Source organism: Actinomadura sp. NTSP31 (genome assembly GCF_041951385.1).
GTDB classification, from domain to species: domain Bacteria; phylum Actinomycetota; class Actinomycetes; order Streptosporangiales; family Streptosporangiaceae; genus Spirillospora; species Spirillospora napierensis.
In genome coordinates, this window is sequence record NZ_JBGNUT010000004.1 from 456,823 (window position 1) to 480,379 (window position 23,557).

The window sequence follows — 23,557 nt, forward strand, 5'->3', positions numbered from 1 at the left end:
AAGGACCGCCGCATGCCCGCAGCCCCCCGGACGCCGAGCGCGACCGGCACGCACACCGTGCTCGAGAGGATCTACGAGCGGGTGCTGGTGCGCGACCCGGGCGAGCCCGAGTTCCACCAGGCCGTCCACGAGGTGCTCGACTCGCTCGGACCGGCGGTCGCGGCCCGGCCGGAACTGGCCGGATCGGGGCTGCTGGAGCGGATCGTCGAGCCGGAGCGGCAGATCGTCTTCCGCGTGCCGTGGACGGACGACTCCGGCGCGGTGCACGTCAACCGGGGGTTCCGGGTCGAGTTCAACAGCGCGCTCGGCCCGTACAAGGGCGGGCTGCGCTTCCACCCGACCGTGAACCTCGGCATCGTGAAGTTCCTCGGCTTCGAGCAGATCTTCAAGAACGCGCTGACCGGGCTCGGCATCGGTGGCGGCAAGGGCGGCAGCGACTTCGACCCGCGCGGCCGCTCCGACGGCGAGGTGATGCGGTTCTGCCAGTCGTTCATGACCGAGCTGCAGCGCCACATCGGCGCGGACACCGACGTCCCCGCCGGGGACATCGGCGTCGGCGGCCGGGAGATCGGCTTCCTGTTCGGGCAGTACCGGCGGATCAGCAACCGCTGGGAGGCGGGCGTCCTGACCGGCAAGGGCCAGCCGTGGGGCGGCTCGGCGTGCCGCACGGAGGCGACGGGGTACGGCAACGTGCTCTTCACCGCCGAGATGCTGCACAAGCGCGGCGAGGACCTGGACGGCCAGACCGTCACCGTGTCCGGATCCGGCAACGTCGCGATCTACAGCATCGAGAAGGCCCAGCAGCTCGGCGCGAACGTCGTCACCGTCTCCGACTCGGGCGGCTACGTCGTCGACGAGAAGGGCATCGACCTCGACCTGCTCAAGCAGGTCAAGGAGGTCGAGCGGGGCCGCGTCTCCGACTACGCCGAGCGGCGCGGCGGGTCCGCCCGGTTCGTCCGGGGCGGCAGCGTGTGGGACGTGCCGGCCGACATCGCGCTGCCGTCCGCGACGCAGAACGAGCTGGACGTCCAGGCCGCGCGGGTGCTGGTCCGCAACGGCGTGAAGGCGGTCTCCGAGGGCGCCAACATGCCGGCCACGCCGGACGCGGTCCACGTGCTGCAGGAGGCCGGCGTGGCGTTCGGGCCGGGCAAGGCCGCCAACGCCGGCGGCGTCGCGGTCAGCGCCCTGGAGATGCGGCAGAACGCGGGCCGCGAGATGTGGACGTTCGCGCAGGCCGAGGCGGAGCTGGCGGGGATCATGACGCGGATCCACAACACCTGCGACGAGACCGCCGAGCGCTACGGCGCGCCCGGGAACTACGTCGTCGGCGCCAACATCGCCGGGTTCGAGCGCGTCGCCGAGGCGATGCTCGCCCAGGGCCTCATCTGACCCGCCTGGTCCCGCCCGCCCACGCGCCGCCGGCACCCGGAACGGCGCCGGACGGACGCGACACGGCGCGGGCGCACGTGGCACGGGGCAGCACGGGCGCGGGCCGGATGCGCGGACGGCGCGCCGTCGGGGAGGATGGGCCCGTGGTGACGATGCCCCGATTCGCCCCGGCGACCCGAGACGCCCTGTGGGCGGCGGCGCTCGCGGTGGCGGCGCTCGCGGTCGCGGTGGCATGGCCCGGGGTGCGGGCGCTGGACGCCGCGGGCGCGTTCCTGCTGCTCGCCGCGCACGCCCCCCTCGCGGTGATCAGGGGCCGGCCCACGACGGCGCTGATCGCCCTGGTCGTCCTGGTGCTGCCGTACCACCTGCTGCAGTACCAGCACCACGCGCTGGTCCCGGCCGAGGTGATCGCGCTGTTCGCCTACGCCGTCCTCGGGCGCCGCGTGCGGATCGTGCTCGGCGGCGCCGCCTTCCTGCTGGCCGTGTGCGTGATCGGCATGGCGATGCGGGCGGGCGGCGCCTCCGTCCGCGAGCAGATCGCGGTGGTCGAGGCCGTGGTGTCGGTGGTGATCGCCGTGCAGGTCTGGCGATCGCACCGGGCCCGGGTGGCGACGATCACCGAGCGGGCCGAGCGCGCCGAGCGCACCCGCGAGGAGGAGGCGCGCCGCCGGGTCGCCGAGGAGCGCCTGCGGATCGCCCGCGACCTGCACGACCTGCTCGCGCACAGCATCACCGTGATCGGCGTGCAGGCGGGCGCCGCCGCGCACCTGGTCGCGGGCGACCGCCCGGTGGAGCGCGCGGAGCTGGCCGAGGTCCTGAACGCGATCGCGGCGACCTGCCGGGAGGCCCGCACCGAGCTGCGCGGCACCCTGCAGGTGCTGCGCGGCACCGACGTCGGCGGGCCCGCCGTGCGGCCCGGCCCGGACGCCGTCGCCGGGCTGGCGGAGGCGGCCCGGTCGGCCGGCCTGGAGGTGACGCTGAGCGCCGACGGCGCCGGGGCCGCGCCGCCGGAGGTCGGCGTCGCGGCGTACCGGATCGTCCAGGAGGCCCTGACCAACGTTGTCAAGCACGCCGCCGCGAGCCGCGTCGCGGTGACGCTCGCGCGGGAGGACGGGGGCCTCGTCGTGCGGGTCGCCGACGACGGCCGCGGCCCCTCCGGCGCGGGGCCGGAGGGGTTCGGGATCCTCGGGATGATCGAGCGGGCGCGCAGCGTCGGCGGGACCCTGGAGGCGGGCCCCGGGGAGGACGGCGGGTTCACCGTCACCGCCGTCCTGCCGTTCGCGGGCGACCGGTCCGGCGCCGAGCCGGTCACCCCCGGCTGACCGACCGGGCGTACAGGAAGAGCAGGCCCGACAGGGTCGCTCCGGACCCGATCTCGCCGCGCGCCGCCAGGTCCGGGACCGACGCCAGCGGCACCCACTCGATCCGCTCCGCTTCCACGTCGGTGGGCTCGCCGATCCGTTCGGCGCCGTCCGCCCGGAAGACGTGATGGATCCCGTCGTGCAGCCCCGGCGAGGGCCGCACGGCCAGCACGTGCTCCAGCGGCCCGGCGCGGTACCCGGTCTCCTCGACGAGCTCGCGCGCCGCCGACTCCGCCGGGTCCTCGCCGTCCTCCACCCGGCCGCCCGGGATCTCCCAGCCCCAGGCGCCGGTGATGAACCGGTGCCGCCAGATCAGCAGCACGCGGCCCGCGCCGTCGAGCGCCGCCACGCCCGCCGCGGGCCGCACCCGCACGAGATGGTGGTCGAAGCGCCGCCCGTCGGGCAGTTCCACGTCGGCCAATCGCACGTCCATCCAGGGGCTGTCGTAGATCGATCTCTCGCCGTGCACCGTCCATCGCATGGGCGGACGCTATCGGGGGCTTTCAAACCCTTACCGGTAGGGTCAGGATCAAGGGGACGGCGCGACCTCCGGGGGCGGACCCCCGGACCCCAGGGCCATCGCCCGAAGGGCGCTGTCAGGGAGGGGAGCGCAGCGGTGAGCACTGAGGCCGGCACGGCCGGGGCGGCGGGGAACCGGATCTTCACGGTGCCGAACCTGCTCAGCATGGCGCGGCTCGTCGGCGTCCCGTTCTTCCTGTGGCTGGTGCTGGTCGAGCAGGACTGGTGGGCGCTCGGGCTGCTGGTGTTCGCCGGCCTGTCGGACTGGCTGGACGGCAAGCTCGCGCGGGCGCTGAACCAGACCAGCAAGCTCGGCATGGTGCTGGACCCGGCCGCCGACCGGCTGTACATCTTCGCGACCCTGGTCGGCCTGACGATCCGCGACATCATCCCGCTGTGGCTGCTGGTCGCGCTCGTCGCGCGCGAGCTGGCGATCGTGCCGATCGCGCCGATCGTGCGGCGGCTCGGGTACGGCGGGACGCTCCCCGTGCACTTCATCGGCAAGACGGGCACATTGTGCCTGCTGTACGCCTTCCCGCTGCTGCTGCTGGGCGACCATGACGGGGCGGCGGGCACGACGGCGAAGGTGATCGGGTGGTCCTTCGCCATCTGGGGGACGGCGCTGTACTGGTGGGCGGCCGTCCTGTACTGGGCGCAGACGCGGCAACTGGTGCTGGCCGGCCGCGGCGCGCCACCCGACGGCGCGCCCGGTCCGGGCGCGCGGCCCCCGGCCGGCGAGCAGAAGGGAGCTGAGACCCCCCGATGAAGGCCGTCGTGATGGCGGGTGGCGAGGGGACGCGGCTGCGTCCGATGACCGCCAACCAGCCCAAGCCGCTGCTGCCGCTCGTCAACCGGCCGATCATGGAGCACGTGCTGCGGCTGCTCAAGCGGCACGGGTTCAGCGAGACCGTCGTCACGGTGCAGTTCCTGGCGGCGCTGATCCGCAACTACTTCGGCGACGGCGAGGAGCTCGGCATGTCGCTGAGCTACGCCACCGAGGAGGTGCCGCTCGGCACCGCGGGCAGCGTGAAGAACGCCGAGGCGGCGCTGCGCGACGACCGGTTCCTGGTGATCTCCGGGGACGCGCTGACCGACATCGACCTGACCGACATGGTGCGCTTCCACGAGCGCAACGGCGCCCTGGTCACCATCGGCCTCAAGCGGGTCCCGAACCCGCTGGAGTTCGGGATCATCATCGTGGACGACGAGGGCCGCGTGCAGCGGTTCCTGGAGAAGCCGACGTGGGGGCAGGTGTTCTCCGACACCGTCAACACCGGCATCTACGTGATGGAGCCGGAGGTCCTCGACCACGTCGCGGCGGGCGAGTCCGTCGACTGGTCCGGCGACGTGTTCCCCAAGCTGCTGGCCGAGGGCGCGCCGCTGTTCGGGTACGTCGCCGACTGCTACTGGGAGGACGTCGGCACCCACGAGAGCTACCTGAAGGCGCAGGCCGACATGCTGTCCGGGCAGGTCGGCATCGAGCTGGACGGGTTCGAGATGTCGCCGGGCGTGTGGGTCGCCGAGGGCGCCGAGGTCGACGCGGAGGCCGTCCTGAAGGGCCCGCTGTACATCGGCGACTACGCGAAGGTCGAGGCGGGCGTCGAGCTGCGCGAGTACACCGTGCTCGGCAGCAACGTCGTGGTGAAGGAGGGCGCGTTCCTGCACCGCGCGATCGTCCACGACAACGTGTTCATCGCGCCGTCGACGAACCTGCGCGGCTGCGTCGTCGGCAAGAACACCGACATCATGGCGGGCGCCCGCGTCGAGGAGGGCGCGATCATCGGGGACGAGTGCGTCATCGAGGCGGAGGCGTACGTCTCCAGCGGCGTGAAGGTGTACCCGTTCAAGACGATCGAGGCGGGCGCGGTCGTCAACACCAGCGTGATCTGGGAGTCGCGCGGGCAGCGCAACCTGTTCGGCCCGCGCGGCGTCTCCGGGCTGGTCAACGTCGAGATCACGCCGGAGCTGGCGGTGCGGCTGGCCAGCGCGTACGCCACGACGCTGAAGAAGGGCACCACGGTCGTCACCGGCCGCGACGTCTCGCGCGCCGCCCGCACGCTCAAGCGCGCGGTGATCAGCGCGCTGACCGCCAGCGCGATCAACGTGCAGGACCTGGAGGCGACGCCGCTGACCGTCGCCCGGTTCGAGACCGGCCGGGAGGACTGCGCGGGCGGCATCTACATCCGCACCACGCTCGGCGACCCGCAGGGCGTCGACATCCTGTTCCTCGACCCCGACGGCGCCGACCTGTCGCAGGCCGCGCAGCGCAAGCTGGAGCGGGTGTTCGGGCGGCAGGAGTACCGGCGCGCGTTCCCCGGCGAGATCGCCGAGCTGACCTACCCGCCGCGCGTGGTGGAGACCTACACCCGCGACCTGCTGCGCCGCATCGACATCAGCGGCGTCCGCGACGCCGGGCTGAAGATCGTGCTCGACTGCGCGGGCGGCGTCGCGTCGCTGGTGCTGCCGAGCCTGCTCGGCCGCGTCGGGGTGGAGGTGCTGACCCGCAACAACGCGCTGGACGAGGCCAACCCCACCGAGACGCTCCCGGAGCGGATGCGCGACCTGGAGCGGCTCGGCGCGCTCGTGTCGTCGTCGCGGGCCGCGTTCGGCGTCCGGTTCGATCCGGTCGGCGAGCGGATCTCGCTGGTGGACGAGAACGGCGAGCTGGTCGCCGACGACCGGGCGCTGCTGGTCATGCTGGACCTGGTGGCCGCCGAGCGGCGCGGCGGGCGCGTCGCCCTGCCGGTGACCACGACGCGGGTGGCCGAGCAGGTCTGCCGGTTCCACGGCGTCCAGGTGGAGTGGACGTCCACCTCGCAGGACGTGCTCACCAAGGCCGCGGCCAGGCCCGACGTGGTCTTCGCCGGCGACGGCCGGGGCGGGTTCCTGATGCCGGAGTTCAGCGGCACGGTGGACGGGATCGCGGCGTTCGTCCGGCTGGTCGGGCTCGTGGCGCGGACGCGGCTGACGCTGTCGCAGATCGACCGGCGGATCCCCGTCGCGCACCTGCTGCGGCGGTCCGTCCCGACGCCGTGGGCGGCGAAGGGCAGCGTCATGCGGCACGTCGTGGAGGCCGCCGGGAGCCGCACCCTCGACACCACCGACGGGGTCCGCGTGGTGGAGGACGACGGCGGCTGGGTGCTCGTGCTGCCCGACCCGGCGGAGGCCGTCACGCACCTGTGGGCCGAGGGGCCGGACGCCGACGTCGCGCAGGAACTGCTGGAGGAGTGGGCCGTCGTGGTGGAACGCGCGGGCTCATAGGGTGGTGGAACGCGCGGGCTCATAGGGCGGTGGAACGCGCGGGCTCCTCGCGCGGGCGCGTGGGCGGGTCAGCAGCGCTCGCGCGGCTTCAGGCCCGTCGCGTCGGGCTCCCGGTCGCCGTAGGTCTCCGCCAGGAAGGTGACGAGGCGCTCGACGTCCGCGACGTCGGACACCAGGCCGAGCGAGGCGCGGACGGCGCCGCCGCTCGGCAGGTGCAGCAGGTCGAGGTACTCGTCGAGGGTCCGCGTGCCGCCGTGCAGCGTCCTGCGGTCGCGCAGCGCGCGCTCGGAGATGCGGAAGGCGCCCTCCCCGGCGCCCGGGTTGCAGAAGCAGCCGGTGCGGACGGAGATGCCGGCGGCGGCCGTGTCGCGGGCGATGATCCGCTCGTCCACGATCCGGCCCCGCCGGTCGAGCACGTTGAACGCGACGGTGCCGCCGCGCCGGTCCGTGCCGGCGGGGCCGTACACGCGGATCACGGGGGAGCCGCCGGCGTGCCGCAGCCCGGCGAGGCGGTGCAGGAGCCAGGAGGTGAGGCGGGCGACCCGGCGGTGGATCAGGTCGACGCCGATGTCCTCGATCCAGCGGATGCCGAACTCCACGTCCGGGATCGACAGGAAGTTCAGGGTGCCGTCCTCGAACGCGGTCTCGTCGCCGGCCGGGACGTGCCAGCCGCCGAGCGCGCTGACCGCCTGGATCGTCCCGCCCGAGAACCAGGGGCGGCGCAGCCGGGCGAGCGCCGCACGCCGCGCGACCAGCGCCCCGACGCCGGTCGGGTAGCCGAACACCTTGTACCAGCTGACCGGGACGAAGTCGGGCCGCGTCCGGCTCAGGTCGAGGCGGTTGGCGGGGACGAACGCCGCCGCGTCCAGCAGCACGTCATACCCGCGCGCGTGCGCGAGGTCCACCCACTCCAAAGGGTGCTGGACGCCGGTGAAGTTGCTCTGCGCCGGGTAGACGAGCAGCCCGCGGCGGCGGGCGAGCGCGGCGCGCACGTCGTCCCCCGGAACGCGCAGCTCCGCCCCGCGGACGGGCAGGTGGACGACCTGGGCGCCGCGCGCCCGCGCGAACTCCCGGATCCCGTTCACCGAGTTGTGGTTGTCGCCGGTGAGCACCAGCCGGGTCCCGCGCCGGAACGGGTACGCCTCGCCGACCAGGCGGCACGCGCCCGTCGCGTTCGGCGTGAAGATCACCGCGTATTCGCCGGGGGATGCGTTGAAGAAGCCCAGCACCGCCGCGCGCGCCCGCTCGACCAGCCCGGTCGAGGCGCTGGACGTCGGGTTCTCCGAGTGCGGGTTCCCGTAGCAGTGCCCGGCGAGCCGCGCGGCGTGCGCGCGGATCTGCGCGCCGGCCGCCACGCCGGCCCCCGTGTAGTCCAGGTAGACCTGGCCGTCCGCGTCGAGGTGGCGGTACTCGGCGGCCCGCAGCTCGTCCAGCCGGCGGGTCGAGGCGTACGCGGCGTCGGTGTCGGGCGTCGTTCCCGCCCAGGAATCGATTGAAGCGGACATTCGCGCACCCCCGAGTACAAAGCCCCGCCCTCTCCAGAACGGTCCAAAATCGGAGAAGGGTCGGCAAGGGGGGTGTTATGGCCTTTTCAGGACGGTGCGTCTGAGTTTCGGGAGGTTCTGCCCGACGGGCGGGGCGGGAGCCCGGGGGAGGTCCGGGTGCGGCGGGCGAGGACCGCGGCCGTCCCCGCGAGGAACAGCGCCGCGAAACCCGCGAGGACCGCCCAGTCGGCCGCCAATGTCCGCGAGAACGTGCCGCCGTAGGAGGCCAGCAGCGGCGGCCCCAGCGGCGAGCGGCCCGACGCCCACAGCCGCTCGACGCCCAGGCTGTGCCCGAGCCCCTCGAACGCCCACCGGTTCGACATCGCATAGCTCAGCCACCGGCCCGGCGCCGCCATCACCGGGACGGGCAGGATCGCGCCGACGAACAGCACCTGCGGGAAGCACAGCATCGGCAGCGCCATCGTCGCCTGCGCCGGGTCGGTCACCGCGGCCGACACCAGTAGGCCCAGCGCGAGCGCCGCCACCGAGCACAGCAGCAGCGTGACGAACAGCTCCCCGTACGTCCGCCAGCCCATCGGCGGCAGGCGGTCGAGGCCGCGCAGCACGCCGAGCATCAGCGCGTCCACCACCGCCAGCAGGGGCAGCAGGACGGCGGCCTTCGCCAGGACGTACGGCCCGATCCGCAGGCCGGTGAGCCGTTCCCGGCGCAGCACGGGCAGCTCGGCGCAGATCTGCAGCAGCCCGTAGGTCAGCCCGAAGAAGAACCCGCCGAAGGCGATCCAGAAAAGGATCATCACGGTCGCGCCCGGGCTCGGCGACTCCGGTGCGAACGCGCCCGGCCGGAACAGCACCGCGAACATCGCCAGCACCATGACCGGCGACCCGGCCAGCACCGCGAGGGTGAGCCGGTTGCGGGTCAGCAGATCGAGGTTGCGCCGCGCCAGCAGCGCCCACTGCCGCACCGCGCCGATCCGGGGTCCGGCCGCCGGCCCGGTTCCGCCGGAGCGCCGGAAGCGGCCCTCCCATCCGGGCGACGCGGCGCCGGCGAGCCGCAGGTAGATGTCGTCGACCGCGCCGGCCTCGAACTCCTCCAGCGCCTCGTCCGGGGAGCCGTAGAAGGCCAGCCGCCCGTCCGGCGCCAGCACCGCCACCTGATCGCACACACCGACGTCCGGCGGGTGGTGCGTGGTCACGACGACGGTCGTGCCCGCGTCGGCGAGCCCGCGCAGCAGCCGCATGAGGTCGGCCGCCGAGGCCGGGTCGAGGCCCGACGTCGGCTCGTCGAGGAAGAACACCCGCGGCCGCGTCAGCAGCTCCACCGCGATGCTCGCCCGCTTGCGCTCCCCGCCGCTCAGGCTCCCCACTCGCTGCCCCGCCCGCCCGGTGAGGGCCAGGTCGTCCAGCACGCCGTCCACGGCCCTCTCCGCGTCCGCCGGGGCCGTCCCCGCGGGCAGCCGCAGGCCCGCCGCGTACAGCAGCGTGCGCCGCAGGGGGAGATCCTTGTGGACGATGTCGTCCTGCGGCACGTACCCGAGCGAGCCCGCGACGCCGTCGTAGTGCACCTCGCCCTCGGCGGCCGGACGCACCCCGGCGATCGCGTCCAGCAGCGTCGTCTTGCCGGACCCGCTGCCGCCGATGATCGCCACCAGCTCCCCGGCCCCGATGCTCAGCGACACGTCCCGCAGCGTGCGGCGCCCGCCGTCCACCCGCTGCCCGACCTCGCGCACCTCGATCACGCCACGCCCCCATCCGCTCCGGAGGGCGCGCCCGCCCCCAGACGAAGATGAACGACGCCGGGGCCCGCGTCCAGAGGCGGCCCTGCCAGTTCAACGGCCCTACCAGTTCAACGGCCCTGCCGGTTCAACGGCCCTGCCGGTTCAGCGGAGCCGCCCGGCCGGCGGGGGCGGCTCAGTCGACGGAGACGTCGTCGGGCGTGCCGCTCGCGATCTCCGCCAGCACGTCCAGGGCCCGGGCCAGGACGTCCTCCGGCGGCGAGGCCAGCCCGAACCGGACCGCCCGCGGCGCGGCGGCGCCGCCCACCACGAACGCCGCGGCGGGCGTGACGGCGATGCCGCGCCGCGCGGCCGCCGCCACGAACGTCTCGGCGCGCCACGGAGCGGGCAGCTCCCACCAGCAGAAGTACGAGCCCGGATCGGACCGGACGGCGGCGCCGGCCAGCCGCCGCGCCGCGATGCGCTGCCGGGCGGCGGCGTCCGCGCGCTTCGCCTCGACGATCGCCTGGACCGTCCCGTCGGTGATCCAGCCGGCCGCCGCCTCCAGCGCGAAGCCCGCCGGCCCCCACGCGCCCGAGCGCAGCGCGGCGGCGACCCGCGCCGCCGGCCGCCGCGGGACGACCGCGAACCCGACGCTCAGCCCGGGGGCCAGGCGCTTGGAGAGGCTGTCGACGAGGACGGTGTGATCGGGGGCGAACGCCGCCAGCGGCGGCGGTCCGTCGGCGCGCAGGAACGCCCAGACCCGGTCCTCGATCGCGTACAGCCCGAGGCGGCCGAGGACATCGGCCAGCTCGGCCCGCCGTGCCTCCGGCATCGTCGTCCCGTACGGGTTGTGCAGCGTGGGCTGGACGTAGACGCCGCCGAGCGGCGCGGCGCGGTGCGCGGCGGCGAGCGCGTCAGGGACCATCCCGTGCTCGTCCACCGGAACCGGGACCGGCGTGACGCCGAGCCGGGCCGCGACCCCCTTGACCACCGGGTAGGTGAGCGCCTCCACTGCGAGCCGCCCGCCCGCCGGGACGAGCGCGGCCACCGCCGCGGCGATCGCCTGCCAGCCGCTGCCCGCGAACAGCACCTGGTCCGGCGCGGGGGCCCAGCCGTCCGCCGCCAGCAGCGCCGCCGCGGCCTCGCGCGCCGCCGGCGTGCCGGCCGCGCCGACCGGGGCGAGCGCCGCGCCCAGCGCGTCCGGGCGCGTCAACCGGTCGAGCCCGGCGGCCAGCAGTTCGGCCTGCTCCGGCACGACCGGGTAGTTCAGCTCGAGGTCGACGCGGGCGCCCGCCGGCTCGGCCAGGGCCGGACCCGGCCGCCGGTCCGCCGCCAGCACGAACGTTCCGCGCCCCACCTCGCCGACCACCAGCCCGCGCCTGCCCAGCTCGCGGTAGACGCGCGCGGCCGTCGAGGCGGCGATGCCGCGCCGGCGGGCGAACGCGCGCTGCGGCGGCAGCCGGTCGCCCGGGCGCAGGCGCCCCGCGGCGATGTCGTCGGCGACCGCGTCGGCGACCCTCCGGTAGTCGTCCATGGCGTCCTCCGATTGCACCGAGAGCAATGTGAGTATTGCACCGAATTGGACTGATAACTAGCATCGGTGCAATGACCTCCCCCGCCGCCCTGGCGTCCATCGCCCTCGTCGCGCTCGGCCTCGTCCTGATCCCCGGGCCGAACATGATCTACCTGGTGTCGCGGTCGGTGACGCAGGGCCGCCGCGCCGGGCTCGTCTCGCTCGGCGGCGTCGCCGTCGGCTTCGTCCTCTACGTGGTCGCCGCCACCGCCGGCATCACGACCGTCTTCCGGTACGTCCCGGCCGTCTACACGGCGCTGAAGCTCGCGGGCGCCGCCTACCTGCTCTGGCTGGCCTGGCAGACCCTCCGGCCCGGCGGGACGGCGCCGTTCGCGCCCAAGGAGCTGCCCGCCGACCGGCCGCGGCGGCTGTTCGTCATGGGGCTGGTGACCAACCTGCTCAATCCCAAGATCGCGATCCTGTACGTGTCGCTGCTGCCGCAGTTCGTCGACCCCGCGCGCGGCCACGTCGCGGTGCAGAGCCTGCTGCTCGGGCTCACCCAGATCACCGTCGCGATCACGGTGAACGGCCTGATCGTCCTCGGAGCCGGGAGCATCGCCGCGTTCCTCGCCCGCCGCCCGGCCTGGCAGCGCGTCCAGCGCTACCTGATGGGCAGCGTGCTGGCCGGCCTCGCCGTGCGCATCGGCCTGGACCGCACGCGCGCCGCCGTGTCCTAGCCGGGACGGCTCGTCAGGGCCCGTCCGTCCGGCGCGTCCGGCGGGCGGACCCGGCTCGATTTGGCGGGGCTTGCCATCATGGTGCGGTGATCGGCCGACGACGGGGACCGGACGAGGCGGAGCGGGAAGCGGGATGGCGCCGCCCCGACGCCTCGATGTCCCTGCTGTCCGACCTGTTCGCCGGAAAGCTGCTCGACCCCGGCTACGCCGAGGCCGCGGCACGGCGCGCGGCGGACGGCGGGACCCGCGCGCGGGCCGGGCGGCTGCGGGGGAGCGGAACGCTCGCGGTGCTGGTCGCCATCGGCGTCCTGATCGCCGCGGCCGGCGCCCAGGTGCGCCGCGGCGAGCCCGTGGCGGCCAAGGAGCGCGCCCGCCTCATCGACCAGATCCACGCCCGCACCGGCGAGACCGACGCCCTCCAGCGCCGCCTCGGCCGGCTGCGCGCCGACACCGGCCGGGAACGGGCCGCCGCCCTCGCTCGCAGCGCCGCGGGCCGCCGCGTCCGGCAGGACCTCGCCGCGCAGGCCGCCGCCGCGGCCGCGGAGCCCGCCGCCGGCCGCGGCCTCGTCGTCACCGTGGACGACGCGCCCGGCACCGGCGGCGACCGTGCCGGCGCGTCCGGCGGCCGGGTCTATGATCAGGATCTTCAGGTGCTGGTCAACGGGCTCTGGGCGGCGGGCGCCACCGCCATCGGGATCAACGGGAGGCGGCTCACGCCGGTCACCGCGATCCGCACCGCGGGCGAGGCGATCCTGGTCGACTACCGCGCGCTGTCCGGCCCGTACGAGGTGACGGCGCTCGGCGACCCGGACCGCATGCGGTCCGCGTTCACCGGCTCCGCCGCCGACCGCAGGCTGCGCGCCCTGGAGGACCGCTACGGCCTCCGGTACGGCACGCGGCGCACATCCGGCGCGCGGCTGCCCGCGGCCGGCGCGCTCCGGCTGAGGTACGCCGCGCCCGCTCCGGGGGCGGGCGGGTGACGCGGCGATGGGTGGAGCGGTGATGAGCGCAGCGGTGGCGGGCACGGCGGTGACCAGCACGGCGGTGACCAGCACGGCGGTGGCGGGCACCGGGGCGGCACGCGGGGAAGGGACGGACCGGGCATGATCGCGCTGATCGGGCTGGTGGCCGGCGTGGTGCTCGGGTTCGCCCTGAGCCCCGACGTCCCGCTGTGGCTGCAGCCCTACCTGCCCATCGCGATCGTCGCGGCGCTCGACGCCATGTTCGGCGGCGTCCGCGCCCGGCTGGAGGGGATCTTCGACGAGAAGGTGTTCGTCGTCTCGTTCCTCAGCAACACCGTCATCGCGGCGCTGATCGTGTTCCTGGGCGACAAGCTGGGCGTCGGCTCCCAGCTGTCCACCGGCGTGGTGGTCGTCCTCGGCATCCGGATCTTCTCCAACGCGGCGGGGATCCGCCGGAAGCTGTTCGGCGCATGAGCGGCGACGGCGAGACGCCGCCCGGCGCCCGCGAGCCCGACGGGCCCGCCGGGCCGGAGCCGGCGCGGTCCGGCGCCCTGACCGGGATCATGGAGCTGCTGCGGCCCAGGGCGAGCTGGGGGCAGCTCGCCGGCGGCCTGCTGTGCGTGGTGGTGGGCTTCGCGGTGGTCGTGCAGATCCAGTCGACCAAGCGCGACACCACCTTCGCCACGGCCCGGCAGGACGAGCTCGTCGGCACCCTGGCCGATCTGGGCCAGCGCTCCGAACGGCTCCGGGGCGACATACGTGACCTCGAGGAGACCAAAGCCGAACTCCAGCGCGACGCCCAGGGCGACGCCGCGCTGCAGGAGGCCCGCGAGCGCGCCGCCACCTACGGGCTGCTGGCGGGCACCCTCCCCGCCGAGGGCCCCGGGATCCAGCTGCTCGTCCAGGACCCCCGCGGCGGCGTCCGCGCCGGTGACCTGCTGGACGCGCTGGAGGAGCTCCGCGACGCCGGGGCCGAGGTCGTGCAGGTCAACGACGTCCGCGCCGGGGTCGACACCTACTTCCTCGACGCTCGCGACGGCGTCGAGGCCGACGGGCGCCCGCTGCGCGCCCCCTACACGTTCCTGGCCATCGGCGACCCGCACACCATGACCACGGCGCTCAACATCCCGGGCGGCGTCGTGCGGACGCTCCAGGGCGCCGGCGCCGCCGTCTCGATCACCCCGCGCGCGAAAGTGACCGTGAGCGCGATACGGTCTCCGTAGAGGGAACGGGGGGAGCGGTGAACGGCCGTCCGGGACGCCGCGATCGGCGCCGCCCGCGCGGCGGCGTGGACCGGCGATCATCGGCGAAGGTAGTTTGGTGCGGTCGGTTCACCGTTCCGGTTGACCCCTCGGGCAAGACCCGCGTAAGTTGCGGCGACCGTCGCGTGCGCGGGCGGTGAGCAGGACCGTGGTCGGGGGCGGGTCCCCGGCGTGGGTTGGGTGAAGGATGCGCGTGGCGCAGGCGGCCCCCGCGGCAGCGGGGCGTCCGCGGGCGGCGCGCCGATGGTAGGAGGCCGAGCCGATCTATGCCGAGCGTTTACTGCACGCAGTGCGGTCACGCCAACCCGGATGATGCCCGCTTCTGCTCGAACTGCGGCACCCCGCTGACGCGGGGCGCCCAGCCGCCGTACCGCGAGTCGCCCGGCGAGTCCACCTCGACGATCTCCATCGGCGGCTTCGAGGCGCTGGACACCGGCCAGGAGGCCGAGGAGCAGCCCGGCCCGGACCAGACCGCCATGGAGGCGCTCCCGCCCGGGACCGCGCTGCTGGTCGTCAAGCGCGGGCCGAACGCCGGAAGCCGCTTCCTGCTCGACAAGGACCGCACGTCCGCCGGCCGGCACCCGGAGAGCGACATCTTCCTGGACGACGTCACCGTCTCCCGCCGGCACGCCGAGTTCGCGCGGCACGGCGGCACGTTCTCCGTCCGCGACGTCGGCAGCCTGAACGGCACCTACGTCAACCGGCAGCGGATCGACCAGGCGGGCCTGTCCGGCGGCGACGAGGTCCAGATCGGCAAGTTCCGGCTGGTCTTCCTGACCAACCCGGCGCACGCCTGAACGGAACCGGAGCGGCGGGGGGCACGGGGGCGCGGCGACGATGGGAGGGCCCTTGAACGCGCGGCCGGCGCGGTCCCCGATGACCATCGGGGACGTCCTCGGGCTGCTCAGGACCGAGTTCCCCGACATCACCATCTCCAAGATCAGGTTCCTGGAGTCCGAGGGGCTCGTCGAGCCGGAGCGCACCCCGTCCGGGTACCGCAAGTTCGGCCCGGCCGACGTGGAGCGGCTCCGGTTCGTGCTCACCGCGCAGCGCGACCACTACATGCCGCTGCGCGCGATCCGGCAGCACCTGGAGGCCCGCGACCGCGGCGAGGCCGTCCCGCCGCTCGGCGCCCGCCCGGACGCGCCGTCCCGCCGTCCTCGCACCCTGGTCGCGGCCGGCGCCGACGCGCCCGACCCGGCCGTCCGGCTGACCCGCCGGCAGCTGCTGGACGGCGCCGGGATCGGCGAGGACCTGCTCGCCGACCTGGAGGAGTACGGCCTCGTCCGGCGCAACGGCACCCACTACGACGGCGAGGCGCTGACCGTCGCCCGCGCCGCCGCCGCGCTCGGCCAGCACGGCGTCGAGGTGCGGCACCTGCGCGCCGCCAAGGCCGCCGCCGACCGGCAGGTCGGGCTGATCGAGCAGATGGTCGCGCCGCAGCTGAGGCGCCGCAGCCCGGGCGCCCACGACCAGGCGGCCGAGACCGCCCGCGACATCGCGGCGCTGTCGGTCCGGCTGCACGCCGCGCTGCTGTCGGCGGGGCTGCGCGAAAGCCTCGACCCCTGACCGGCGGGCCGCGGAGGCATTTGTCGCCCCGCCGCCGCCGCACCCTGTCCGGGGTCGGGTGTACGTTGGGCTACAGGGTTCGTCGAGGATCCGACCGGTGCACGTGGTGATCGAGACAGCGTCGACCAGCAGGGAGCCGCAGTGAAGCAGATGGAGGTCGTCGGCGTCCGGGTCGAGATGCCCTCCAATCAGCCCATCGTCCTGTTGAAGGAGACGGAGGGCGAGCGCTACCTGCCCATCTGGATCGGGGCGGTCGAAGCGACCGCGATCGCCTTCGCCCAGCAGGGCGTGCTGCCCGCCCGTCCCCTGACCCACGACCTGTTCCGGGACGTGCTCGACGCGCTGAGCGTCCAGCTGCGCACCGTGAACATCACCGACCTGCGCGAGGGGATCTTCTTCGCGGACCTGGTCTTCTCCAACGGCGTCGAGGTGAGCGCCCGCCCGTCCGACTCCATCGCCCTGGCGCTGCGCACCGGCGCGACGATCTTCGCCAGTGAGGACGTCCTCGAGGAGGCCGGCGTGGCCATCCCCGACGAGCAGGAGGACGAGGTCGAGAAGTTCCGCGAGTTCCTCGACACGATCTCCCCCGAGGACTTCGGCCGGGCCGGCTAGACCCGCCCGAGCGGAGGTGCGGCCGTAGGCCCCGCTCGCTTTGCTCCCTGTGCTCCCCGTGCCGCCCCAGAGGCGCGCCTCCTGGCCCCCGGGCGCGCGGTCCGCCGCACCCGTCCCGGCTCTTCGCGCGGGCATCGGTTACTGTGTGTGATGGAGCGGTGCGGGCCGGACTTCCGGGATGGAGTGGGGAATGTCACTTCGGGGGGTAAGGTCGTGTCGTGCCGCGATTGGTCGTGCATTGCCCTGGACCTGGCAGTTTCCGGTGGGCGACCATCGGGGTAGGAGTGCGGTGGCGGCCAACGTGCGCGGTTTGCCCACGTGAAGCCGGTTCATCCGGGCATGCGACGCGCCGACGGCGAACGTTGACCCCACCCTGACCGGCACCTACCGTGCTGGTGGAACACCCGTGGTGTAATTCGTCAAACCCCCTTGACGAAGCGCCACGGGCTGATAGAAGCCGGAGGTCCGCGTGGCGGTGAGCAGCGGCGAGGGCAAGGCGACCCCCGACAGGCACATGGCGTCACGACGCGCCGGAGAGCAGGGCCTGCTCTTCGACACGCAGGTGTCGGCGCCGCCGGAGGACGTCGGCTACCGCGGCCCGACGGCGTGCGCGGCGGCGGGGATCACCTACCGGCAGCTGGACTACTGGGCCCGCACGAAGCTGGTCGAGCCGAGCGTGCGCGCGGCGCACGGGTCGGGCAGCCAGCGGCTCTACAGCTTCCGCGACATCCTGGTGCTGAAGGTCGTCAAGCGGCTGCTGGACACGGGGGTGTCGCTGCAGCAGATCCGCACGGCGGTGACGCACCTGCGCGACCGCGGCGTCCAGGACCTGGCGCAGATCACCCTGATGAGCGACGGCGTGAGCGTGTACGAGTGCACCTCCGCCGACGAGGTCGTGGACCTGCTGCAGGGCGGGCAGGGCGTGTTCGGGATCGCGCTCGGACGGGTGTGGCAGGAGGTGGAGGGAAGCCTGGCGGAGCTTCCCGGCGAACGCGCCGCCACCGACGACCCGGACCCCCACGAGCACCCCCACGACGAGCTGGCGAACCGGCGGCGCGCCCGCCGCACCGGCTGATCCGGCCCGGCCCGCGGGCGGGTCCCGCGGAGGCCGCCCCCTCGCGGCCGGCACGGCCCCTCATATCGCGTCCTTGCGCTGGAGGTAGGCGAACGCCGCCCAGCCCGGCAGGACGGGAAGCCACAGCGTCAGCAGGCGGTACAGCAGCACCGCGGACGTCGCCGTCTCCGCCGTCAGCCCCGAGATCGTCAGCGCCAGCGTCAGCGCGCCCTCGACCGCGCCGAGCCCGCCCGGTGTCGGGACCGCCGAGCCGACCGCGTTGGCGGTCAGGAACACCACCACGACGGCCGTCCAGTGCAGCGACCCGCCGAACGCCCGGATCGAGGCGTCCAGGCAGAGCGCGTACGCGGCCGTCAGCCCCACCGTCCCGCCGAGGCCGGTGCACAGCTTGCGCGGCGACTGCAGGACGTCCACCAGCCGCGGCACCACGCCCGAGAACATCGCCCGCAGCCGGGACGCGGCGAACCGCCGCACCCGCGGGATCATCATCGCCGCGCCGGCGACCAGGCCGAGCGCCAGCACCACGATCACGATCGTGCGGGACGGCGCCAGGTCCTTGGTGGCGTTGTGGGTGGAGCCGGTGAGGAAGCCGAACAGCACCAGCAGCAGCACGTGCACCACCAGGCCGACCAGCTGGGACGCGCCGACGCTGGCGACCGCCGGGCCCGAGCGGATCCCGGCGCGCTGCAGGAAGCGGGTGTTGATCGCGACGCCGCCCACCGCGGCCGGCGCCACCAGTTGCACGAACGACGCGGCGACCTGCACCAGCACCGTCCGCCCCACCGGCAGCCGCTCCGGCACGAACCCCAGCAGCATGTACGCCGCCGCGAGGTAGGTGGCCGCGGACGCGGCGAGCGCGATGAACACCCAGTGCCAGGTCGCCGTCGACAGCAGGTGCGCGAAGTCGAGGCTGCCGACCTGCGGGATCACGATGTACCCGGCGACGGACAGGCCGACGATGCTGAAGATCGTCCGGGGCCGGAAGCGCTCCAGCCGGACCGGCGCCGCCTCGGTCTCCGGCTTCAGCGCGACGATCTGCTCCCGGATCCGGGTGAGCAGGTCCCGGTCGCGGCGCAGCGCCGTCCGCGTCGCCCGCGACAGCGCCACCCGCTGCAGCAGCGGGACCGCCGCGGCGAGCGCGTCCTCGCCGAGCACGGACGCGGCGGTCCGGACGGCGCGCTCGGGCCCCGCGTGCAGGGCCACGGTGGTGAGCAGCTGCGCCAGGTCGAGCAGCAGCGCCAGGTCGCCGGCGGCGATCTCGCCGGACCGCATGTCGGTGAGGTACACGAGGCCGTCGTCGCCGACGAGGACCGCGTCGTCCTCCAGCCGCCGGTGCGCGAGCCGGCCCTCCTGCAGCCGCCGGAACTGCCGCCACGCGTCGGCGAGCATCCCGTCGGTGAGCTCCTCGGCCGGGACGTCCCCGAGCCGCCGCCCCGGCACGTGCTCGTAGGCCAGCAGGGCGGCCTCCGTGCCGACCTCGGACGTCCCCACCAGCCGCGGCGTGCGCGCGCCCACGGCGTCCACCGCGTACGCCATCAGGGACTCGAGCTCCAGGGAGCGGCGCAGCGGGCGCAGCGCCCGTCCCGTGGTGGTGCGGCTGAGCCGCAGCGTCCGCCACATCCGGTACAGCAGCCCGGCGGTCTGCTGGTCGCGGTCCAGGACCCGGACCTCCAGGTCCCACGGGCCGGTCCGCCGCGCTGCGCCGTCCTCTCCGCAGTCCCGGTCGAGCAGGACGCCGTAGCGGCGGTCCAGGCCCGTCTCGCCGGGGTCGTCGAGGCGGGCGGCGCGGCGCGGGCACAGCCCCAGCCGCTCCAGCGTGGAGACCACCGCCGTCCCGGACGGCCGCGGGTTCGGCGTGCCGGCCGCGTACAGGGTGCCGTAGCCGATCGCGCGGCCGAGCAGGTACGTGGCGGCGAGCGCCGCGACGGACGCGTACGACGCGGTGAGCCCGGTCAGCGCGGCCAGCCCGATCAGCGTCCACGTCACCGCCTGCCAGCGGGACCGGCCCGCCATCCCGACCGCCGTGACGAACGCGATCACCGGCGCGATGTCGGTGTGCACCGGCGCGGTGCTGGTGCCGCCCCAGATCAGCGAGTCCAGCACCCCGCCGGGCGCCGCGCTGGTCACCCAGTCGTCCAGGCCGACCGTGACGCCGAACGCGATCACGGCGGCCAGCAGCGCGATCGCCACCCGCATGCCGTCCTTGCGGAGCAGCCGCTCGACCGCGAACGCGATCGGCGCGGTCAGCACGCCGAAGCTGGAGGCGAGGGTGGCCAGCGACAGCAGCATGCGGGGGGCGTGCGCGGTGCCCTGCGCGATGTCGGTCTGCAGCCCGTGCGTGGTCTGCTGGGCGATCGACACCAGCAGCATCACCGCCGCGAGCCCCACGCAGGAGACCCCGAACCTGATCGCGTCGCCGGACCGGCGGATCCGGTCCGGCTGGGCGGGCTCGTCCACGGGGACGCCGGCGGTGGCGCCCGTCGCCGGGCGCACCGCCCCGCCGTGGGTCTGTGTCACCGCCGTACCGCCGCCCTGACCGTCCGCCATCGTGATCAGCGTCCCAGGGCCGGCGGGGCGCCGTCGAGCGGCGGCCCCCGGTCCGGCCGGCCGCCCGGGCGGCCTCGCGGCCCGTCCCGCCCGGTGGCCGGGCCCGGCTCGCGGCCCGTTCCGCCCCGGTGAGCTGTGCACATCGTACTTGCCGGTAGATGCCCGGGGCCGCCCGCCACCCCGGTTCCGCGCGGCGGGACGCACCGCCGCCTCGACGGCCGGCGGGGGCGCGCGACGATCGCCGGGGCGATGGTTGGGTAGGGTTTGTTCCGGACATGCCGTCGACCCTGTGCGGGAGAGACCCCACGCGGCCAGCGTGGGGCGCCGAAGGGGCAACCTCCCCGGAACCTCTCAGGCAAAAGGACCGCTCGGGCGAGGCACCTCTGGAAAGCAGGCGCCGATTCCCCCTGGCCGGGGAGGGGCGGCTCACCGAAGGGGAAATCCCGCGCGCGGGGGAAGCTCTCAGGTGCCGATGACAGAGGGGGAGACCGGCCGCCGGCAGTGCCGGCGGCCGCCCTGAGCGACCGCAGCAGCCAGGAGGCCCTCCATGACCGCCCAGTTCTTCGCCCCCGTGGCCTCGCCCCAGGACGCCCGTTCCACGTTCGCGGACCGCCATATCGGCCCGTCCGCGGACGAGCGGGCCCGGATGCTGGCCGCCATCGGCTACTCCGGCGCCGAGGCGCTGATCGACGACGCCGTCCCGGCCGGGATCCGCACCTCCCGGCCGCTGGACCTGCCGCCCGCGCTGAGCGAGACCGCCGCGCTGGACCGGCTGCGCGAGCTGGCGTCCCGCAACACCGTGCTCACCTCGATGATCGGCCTCGGCTACCACGGGACGACCACGCCGGGCGTGATCCTGCGCAACGTGCTGGAGAACCCGGGCTGGTACACCGCCTACACCCCCTACCAGCCGGAGATCTCGCAGGGCCGCCTCGAGGCGCTGCTGAACTTCCAGACGGTCGTCGCCGACCTGACCGGCCTGCCGGTCGCCAACGCCTCCATGCTGGACGAGGGCACCGCCGCCGCCGAGGCCATGGCCCTGGCGCACCGCGTGTCCAAGCGCAAGGAGCCCGGGACGTTCCTGGTGGACGCCGACGCGCTCCCGCAGACGATCGAGGTCGTGCGGACCCGGGCGGTCCCGCTCGGCATCGAGGTCGTCACCGCGGACCTGTCCGGCGGGCTGCCGGACGGCGACTTCTTCGGCGTCCTGCTGCAGTACCCGGGCGCGTCGGGCGTCGTCCGCGACCTGGAGCCGCTCGCCGCGCAGGCGCACGAGCGCGGCGCGAAGGTCGTCGTCGCCGCCGACCTGCTCGCCCTGACGCTGCTGCGGCCGCCGGGGGAGTCCGGCGCCGACATCGCCGTGGGCTCCGCGCAGCGGTTCGGCGTCCCGTACGGGTTCGGCGGCCCGCACGCCGGCTACATGGCGGTCGGCGAGGGCATCCAGCGGCAGCTGCCCGGACGCCTCGTCGGCGTGTCCGTCGACGCCGACGGCGCCACCGCCTACCGCCTGGCCCTGCAGACCCGCGAGCAGCACATCCGCCGCGAGAAGGCCACCAGCAACATCTGCACCGCGCAGGTCCTGCTCGCCGTGATGGCGAGCATGTACGCCGTCTACCACGGGCCCGAGGGGCTCGCCGCCATCGCCCAGCGGACGCACCGCCGCGCCGCCGAGATCGCCGCGGGGCTGCGCGCCGGCGGCGTCGAGGTCGTCCACGGGGCGTTCTTCGACACCGTCCTCGCCCGCGTGCCGGGCCGGGCCGCGGAGGTCGCCGAGGCCGCCCGCGAGCGCGGGATCAACCTGCGCCCGTCCGGCCCCGACCAGGTGGCGGTCGCCTGCGACGAGACGACGCTGCCCGAGCACGTCACCGCCGTCCTGGAGGCGTTCGGCGTGCCCGCCGAGGTCGCCGGCGCCGAGGAGGCCATCCCGGACGGCCTGCGCCGCGAGAGCCCCTACCTGACCCACCCGGTCTTCCACGCGCACCGCTCCGAGACCGCGATGCTGCGCTACCTGCGCCGGCTCCAGGACAAGGACATCGCGCTCGACCGCTCGATGATCCCGCTCGGCTCCTGCACGATGAAGCTGAACGCCACCGCCGAGATGGAGCCGATCACCTGGCCGGAGTTCGCGAACATCCACCCGTTCGCGCCGCTCGACCAGGCCGCCGGGTACGTCGAGCTGATCGGCGAGCTGGAGGACGCGCTCGCCGAGATCACCGGATACGCCAAGGTGTCCGTGCAGCCCAACGCCGGATCGCAGGGCGAACTGGCCGGGCTGCTCGCCATCCGCGGCTACCACGCCTCGCGCGGCGACGAGCACCGCGACGTCTGCCTGATCCCGTCGTCGGCGCACGGCACCAACGCCGCCAGCGCCGTCATGGCCGGGATGCGCGTCGTCGTGGTCAAGTGCGACGAGGGCGGCAACGTCGACCTCGACGACCTGCACGCCAAGATCGCCGAGCACGGCGACCGGCTCGCCGCGATCATGGTGACCTACCCGTCCACGCACGGCGTGTTCGAGGAGTCGATCACCGACGTGTGCGCCGCCGTCCACGCGGCCGGCGGCCAGGTCTACGTCGACGGCGCCAACCTCAACGCCCTGGTCGGGCTGGCCCGCCCCGGCGAGTTCGGCTCGGACGTCTCGCACCTCAACCTGCACAAGACCTTCTGCATCCCGCACGGCGGCGGCGGCCCCGGCGTCGGCCCGATCGGCGTCCGCGAGCACCTCGCCCCGTTCCTGCCGAACCACCCGCTGCGCGAGGAGGCCGGCCCCGCCGAGACCGGCGTCGGCCCGATCTCCGCCGCCCCGTGGGGCTCGGCGGGCATCCTGCCGATCTCCTGGGCCTACATCGCGATGATGGGCCCGGACGGCCTGCGCGCCGCCACCGAGGGCGCCATCATCGGCGCCAACTACCTCGCCGCCCGCCTCGGCCCGCACTACCCGATCCTCTACACCGGCCGCAACGGGCTCGTCGCGCACGAGTGCATCGCCGACCTCCGCAAGATCACCAAGGAGACGGGGATCACCGCCGAGGACGTCGCCAAGCGCCTCATCGACTACGGCTTCCACGCCCCGACGCTCTCCTTCCCCGTCGCCGGCACCCTGATGATCGAGCCCACCGAGTCCGAGGACCTCGCCGAGCTCGACCGGTTCTGCGACGCCATGATCGAGATCCGCCGGGAGATCCAGCGCGTCGCCGACGGCGGCTACGACCGCGAGGACAACCCGCTCAAGAACGCCCCGCACACCGCGGCCTGCCTCGTCTCCGACGACTGGAAGCACGCCTACACCCGCGACGAGGCCGCCTACCCCGTCCCCGCGCTCCGCGAGACCAAGTACTGGCCCCCGGTCCGCCGCATCGACCAGGCCTACGGCGACCGCAACCTCGTCTGCTCCTGCCCGCCCCCGGAGGCGTTCGAGGACTGAGTTGGCCCAGGGGGGCGACCCCCTGGAACCCCCGTCACGGTCGAGAGGGCGGTTACCCCCTCCCCGGGCGCGCCCCGGCGAAACCCCCACGCGACCCGCGGGGGGG

The 23,557-nt window shown here is 74.7% G+C and carries 18 protein-coding genes and 1 riboswitch; of the genes, 13 read left to right on the plus strand and 5 right to left on the minus strand.

Features of this window, described 5'->3' with window-relative positions; translation table 11 throughout:
• Nucleotides 1-12: 12 nt before the first annotated feature.
• Together gdhA and ACA514_RS09580 are read left to right on the plus strand one after the other, a co-directional pair.
• Nucleotides 13-1,389 carry an NADP-specific glutamate dehydrogenase gene (gene gdhA / locus ACA514_RS09575; RefSeq protein ID WP_375040672.1) on the plus strand — a complete coding sequence of 459 codons (1,377 nt, stop codon included), beginning with the start codon at nucleotides 13-15 and terminating at the stop codon, nucleotides 1,387-1,389.
• Between the two features lie 152 nt (nucleotides 1,390-1,541).
• Nucleotides 1,542-2,711: a sensor histidine kinase gene (locus tag ACA514_RS09580; RefSeq protein ID WP_375040703.1), complete on the plus strand. Its 1,170-nt coding sequence runs from the start codon at nucleotides 1,542-1,544 to the stop codon at nucleotides 2,709-2,711.
• Here the strand turns inward: ACA514_RS09580 and ACA514_RS09585 are convergent.
• Nucleotides 2,698-3,231, minus strand: coding sequence for an NUDIX hydrolase (locus tag ACA514_RS09585; RefSeq protein ID WP_375040673.1), 534 nt, complete (start codon nucleotides 3,229-3,231; stop codon nucleotides 2,698-2,700). The genes ACA514_RS09580 and ACA514_RS09585 overlap by 14 nt on opposite strands.
• Before the next feature lie 204 nt (nucleotides 3,232-3,435).
• On the opposite strand from ACA514_RS09585, the gene ACA514_RS09590 reads away from it, so the two are divergent.
• Together ACA514_RS09590 and ACA514_RS09595 are read left to right on the plus strand one after the other, a co-directional pair.
• Nucleotides 3,436-4,035, plus strand: coding sequence for a CDP-alcohol phosphatidyltransferase family protein (locus ACA514_RS09590; protein ID WP_375040704.1), 600 nt, complete (start codon nucleotides 3,436-3,438; stop codon nucleotides 4,033-4,035).
• Nucleotides 4,032-6,530 (plus strand): sugar phosphate nucleotidyltransferase, encoded by a 2,499-nt coding sequence (locus ACA514_RS09595; protein ID WP_375040674.1) that lies wholly within the window; start codon nucleotides 4,032-4,034, stop codon nucleotides 6,528-6,530. Before ACA514_RS09590 ends, ACA514_RS09595 begins: the two co-directional genes overlap by 4 nt.
• Nucleotides 6,531-6,598: 68 nt before the next feature.
• Here the strand turns inward: ACA514_RS09595 and ACA514_RS09600 are convergent, their stop codons facing one another.
• From ACA514_RS09600 to ACA514_RS09610, 3 genes are all read right to left on the minus strand, one after another.
• Nucleotides 6,599-8,035 (minus strand): aminotransferase class V-fold PLP-dependent enzyme, encoded by a 1,437-nt coding sequence (locus ACA514_RS09600; protein WP_375040675.1) that lies wholly within the window; start codon nucleotides 8,033-8,035, stop codon nucleotides 6,599-6,601.
• An 86-nt stretch (nucleotides 8,036-8,121) separates the two neighbouring features.
• Nucleotides 8,122-9,771 carry an ATP-binding cassette domain-containing protein gene (locus ACA514_RS09605; RefSeq protein ID WP_375040676.1) on the minus strand — a complete coding sequence of 550 codons (1,650 nt, stop codon included), beginning with the start codon at nucleotides 9,769-9,771 and terminating at the stop codon, nucleotides 8,122-8,124.
• Between the two features lie 172 nt (nucleotides 9,772-9,943).
• Nucleotides 9,944-11,302 (minus strand): PLP-dependent aminotransferase family protein, encoded by a 1,359-nt coding sequence (locus tag ACA514_RS09610; protein WP_375040677.1) that lies wholly within the window; start codon nucleotides 11,300-11,302, stop codon nucleotides 9,944-9,946.
• A 53-nt stretch (nucleotides 11,303-11,355) separates the two neighbouring features.
• Between ACA514_RS09610 and ACA514_RS09615 the strand changes: the two genes are divergently transcribed.
• The 8 genes from ACA514_RS09615 to ACA514_RS09650 all read left to right on the plus strand — a co-directional run bounded on the left by ACA514_RS09615 (nucleotide 11,356) and on the right by ACA514_RS09650 (nucleotide 17,480).
• Nucleotides 11,356-12,000, plus strand: a complete 645-nt coding sequence (locus ACA514_RS09615) for a LysE family translocator (RefSeq protein ID WP_375040678.1) — start codon at nucleotides 11,356-11,358, stop codon at nucleotides 11,998-12,000.
• 86 nt (nucleotides 12,001-12,086) lie between these two features.
• Nucleotides 12,087-12,980 (plus strand): DUF881 domain-containing protein, encoded by an 894-nt coding sequence (locus ACA514_RS09620; RefSeq protein ID WP_375040679.1) that lies wholly within the window; start codon nucleotides 12,087-12,089, stop codon nucleotides 12,978-12,980.
• A gap of 123 nt (nucleotides 12,981-13,103) precedes the next feature.
• Nucleotides 13,104-13,436, plus strand: coding sequence for a small basic family protein (locus ACA514_RS09625; RefSeq protein WP_375040680.1), 333 nt, complete (start codon nucleotides 13,104-13,106; stop codon nucleotides 13,434-13,436).
• Entirely contained in the window at nucleotides 13,433-14,185 is a 753-nt protein-coding gene (locus tag ACA514_RS09630; protein WP_375040681.1) for a DUF881 domain-containing protein, read from the plus strand. The genes ACA514_RS09625 and ACA514_RS09630 overlap by 4 nt, the downstream gene beginning before the upstream one ends.
• 305 nt (nucleotides 14,186-14,490) lie before the next feature.
• Nucleotides 14,491-15,021, plus strand: coding sequence for an FHA domain-containing protein (locus ACA514_RS09635; protein WP_375040682.1), 531 nt, complete (start codon nucleotides 14,491-14,493; stop codon nucleotides 15,019-15,021).
• 52 nt (nucleotides 15,022-15,073) lie between these two features.
• Nucleotides 15,074-15,793 carry a MerR family transcriptional regulator gene (locus ACA514_RS09640; RefSeq protein ID WP_375040683.1) on the plus strand — a complete coding sequence of 240 codons (720 nt, stop codon included), beginning with the start codon at nucleotides 15,074-15,076 and terminating at the stop codon, nucleotides 15,791-15,793.
• A 141-nt stretch (nucleotides 15,794-15,934) separates the two neighbouring features.
• Entirely contained in the window at nucleotides 15,935-16,405 is a 471-nt protein-coding gene (locus ACA514_RS09645; protein WP_151546279.1) for a bifunctional nuclease family protein, read from the plus strand.
• 469 nt (nucleotides 16,406-16,874) lie between these two features.
• Nucleotides 16,875-17,480, plus strand: a complete 606-nt coding sequence (locus ACA514_RS09650) for a MerR family transcriptional regulator (RefSeq protein WP_344283429.1) — start codon at nucleotides 16,875-16,877, stop codon at nucleotides 17,478-17,480.
• 60 nt (nucleotides 17,481-17,540) lie between these two features.
• Here ACA514_RS09650 and ACA514_RS09655 read toward each other — a convergent pair whose 3' ends face one another.
• Nucleotides 17,541-20,027, minus strand: a complete 2,487-nt coding sequence (locus tag ACA514_RS09655) for a YbhN family protein (RefSeq protein WP_375040684.1) — start codon at nucleotides 20,025-20,027, stop codon at nucleotides 17,541-17,543.
• Nucleotides 20,028-20,309: 282 nt separating this feature from the next.
• Nucleotides 20,310-20,404, plus strand: a riboswitch (glycine riboswitch).
• Between the two features lie 170 nt (nucleotides 20,405-20,574).
• Here ACA514_RS09655 and gcvP point away from each other — a divergent pair.
• Nucleotides 20,575-23,451: an aminomethyl-transferring glycine dehydrogenase gene (gene gcvP / locus ACA514_RS09660; protein ID WP_375040685.1), complete on the plus strand. Its 2,877-nt coding sequence runs from the start codon at nucleotides 20,575-20,577 to the stop codon at nucleotides 23,449-23,451.
• Nucleotides 23,452-23,557: the final 106 nt, after the last annotated feature.

What these genes read in the sequence shown, in the direction of transcription:
- gdhA (WP_375040672.1), top strand. Translation starts at nt 13, where the DNA reads ATGCCCGCAGCCCCCCGGACGCCGAGCGCGACCGGCACGCACACCGTG.
- ACA514_RS09580 (WP_375040703.1), top strand. Translation starts at nt 1,542, where the DNA reads ATGCCCCGATTCGCCCCGGCGACCCGAGACGCCCTGTGGGCGGCGGCG.
- ACA514_RS09585 (WP_375040673.1), bottom strand. Translation starts at nt 3,231, where the DNA reads ATGCGATGGACGGTGCACGGCGAGAGATCGATCTACGACAGCCCCTGG.
- ACA514_RS09590 (WP_375040704.1), top strand. Translation starts at nt 3,436, where the DNA reads ATGGCGCGGCTCGTCGGCGTCCCGTTCTTCCTGTGGCTGGTGCTGGTC.
- ACA514_RS09595 (WP_375040674.1), top strand. Translation starts at nt 4,032, where the DNA reads ATGAAGGCCGTCGTGATGGCGGGTGGCGAGGGGACGCGGCTGCGTCCG.
- ACA514_RS09600 (WP_375040675.1), bottom strand. Translation starts at nt 8,035, where the DNA reads ATGTCCGCTTCAATCGATTCCTGGGCGGGAACGACGCCCGACACCGAC.
- ACA514_RS09615 (WP_375040678.1), top strand. Translation starts at nt 11,356, where the DNA reads ATGACCTCCCCCGCCGCCCTGGCGTCCATCGCCCTCGTCGCGCTCGGC.
- ACA514_RS09625 (WP_375040680.1), top strand. Translation starts at nt 13,104, where the DNA reads ATGATCGCGCTGATCGGGCTGGTGGCCGGCGTGGTGCTCGGGTTCGCC.
- ACA514_RS09630 (WP_375040681.1), top strand. Translation starts at nt 13,433, where the DNA reads ATGAGCGGCGACGGCGAGACGCCGCCCGGCGCCCGCGAGCCCGACGGG.
- ACA514_RS09635 (WP_375040682.1), top strand. Translation starts at nt 14,491, where the DNA reads ATGCCGAGCGTTTACTGCACGCAGTGCGGTCACGCCAACCCGGATGAT.
- ACA514_RS09655 (WP_375040684.1), bottom strand. Translation starts at nt 20,027, where the DNA reads ATGGCGGACGGTCAGGGCGGCGGTACGGCGGTGACACAGACCCACGGC.
- gcvP (WP_375040685.1), top strand. Translation starts at nt 20,575, where the DNA reads ATGACCGCCCAGTTCTTCGCCCCCGTGGCCTCGCCCCAGGACGCCCGT.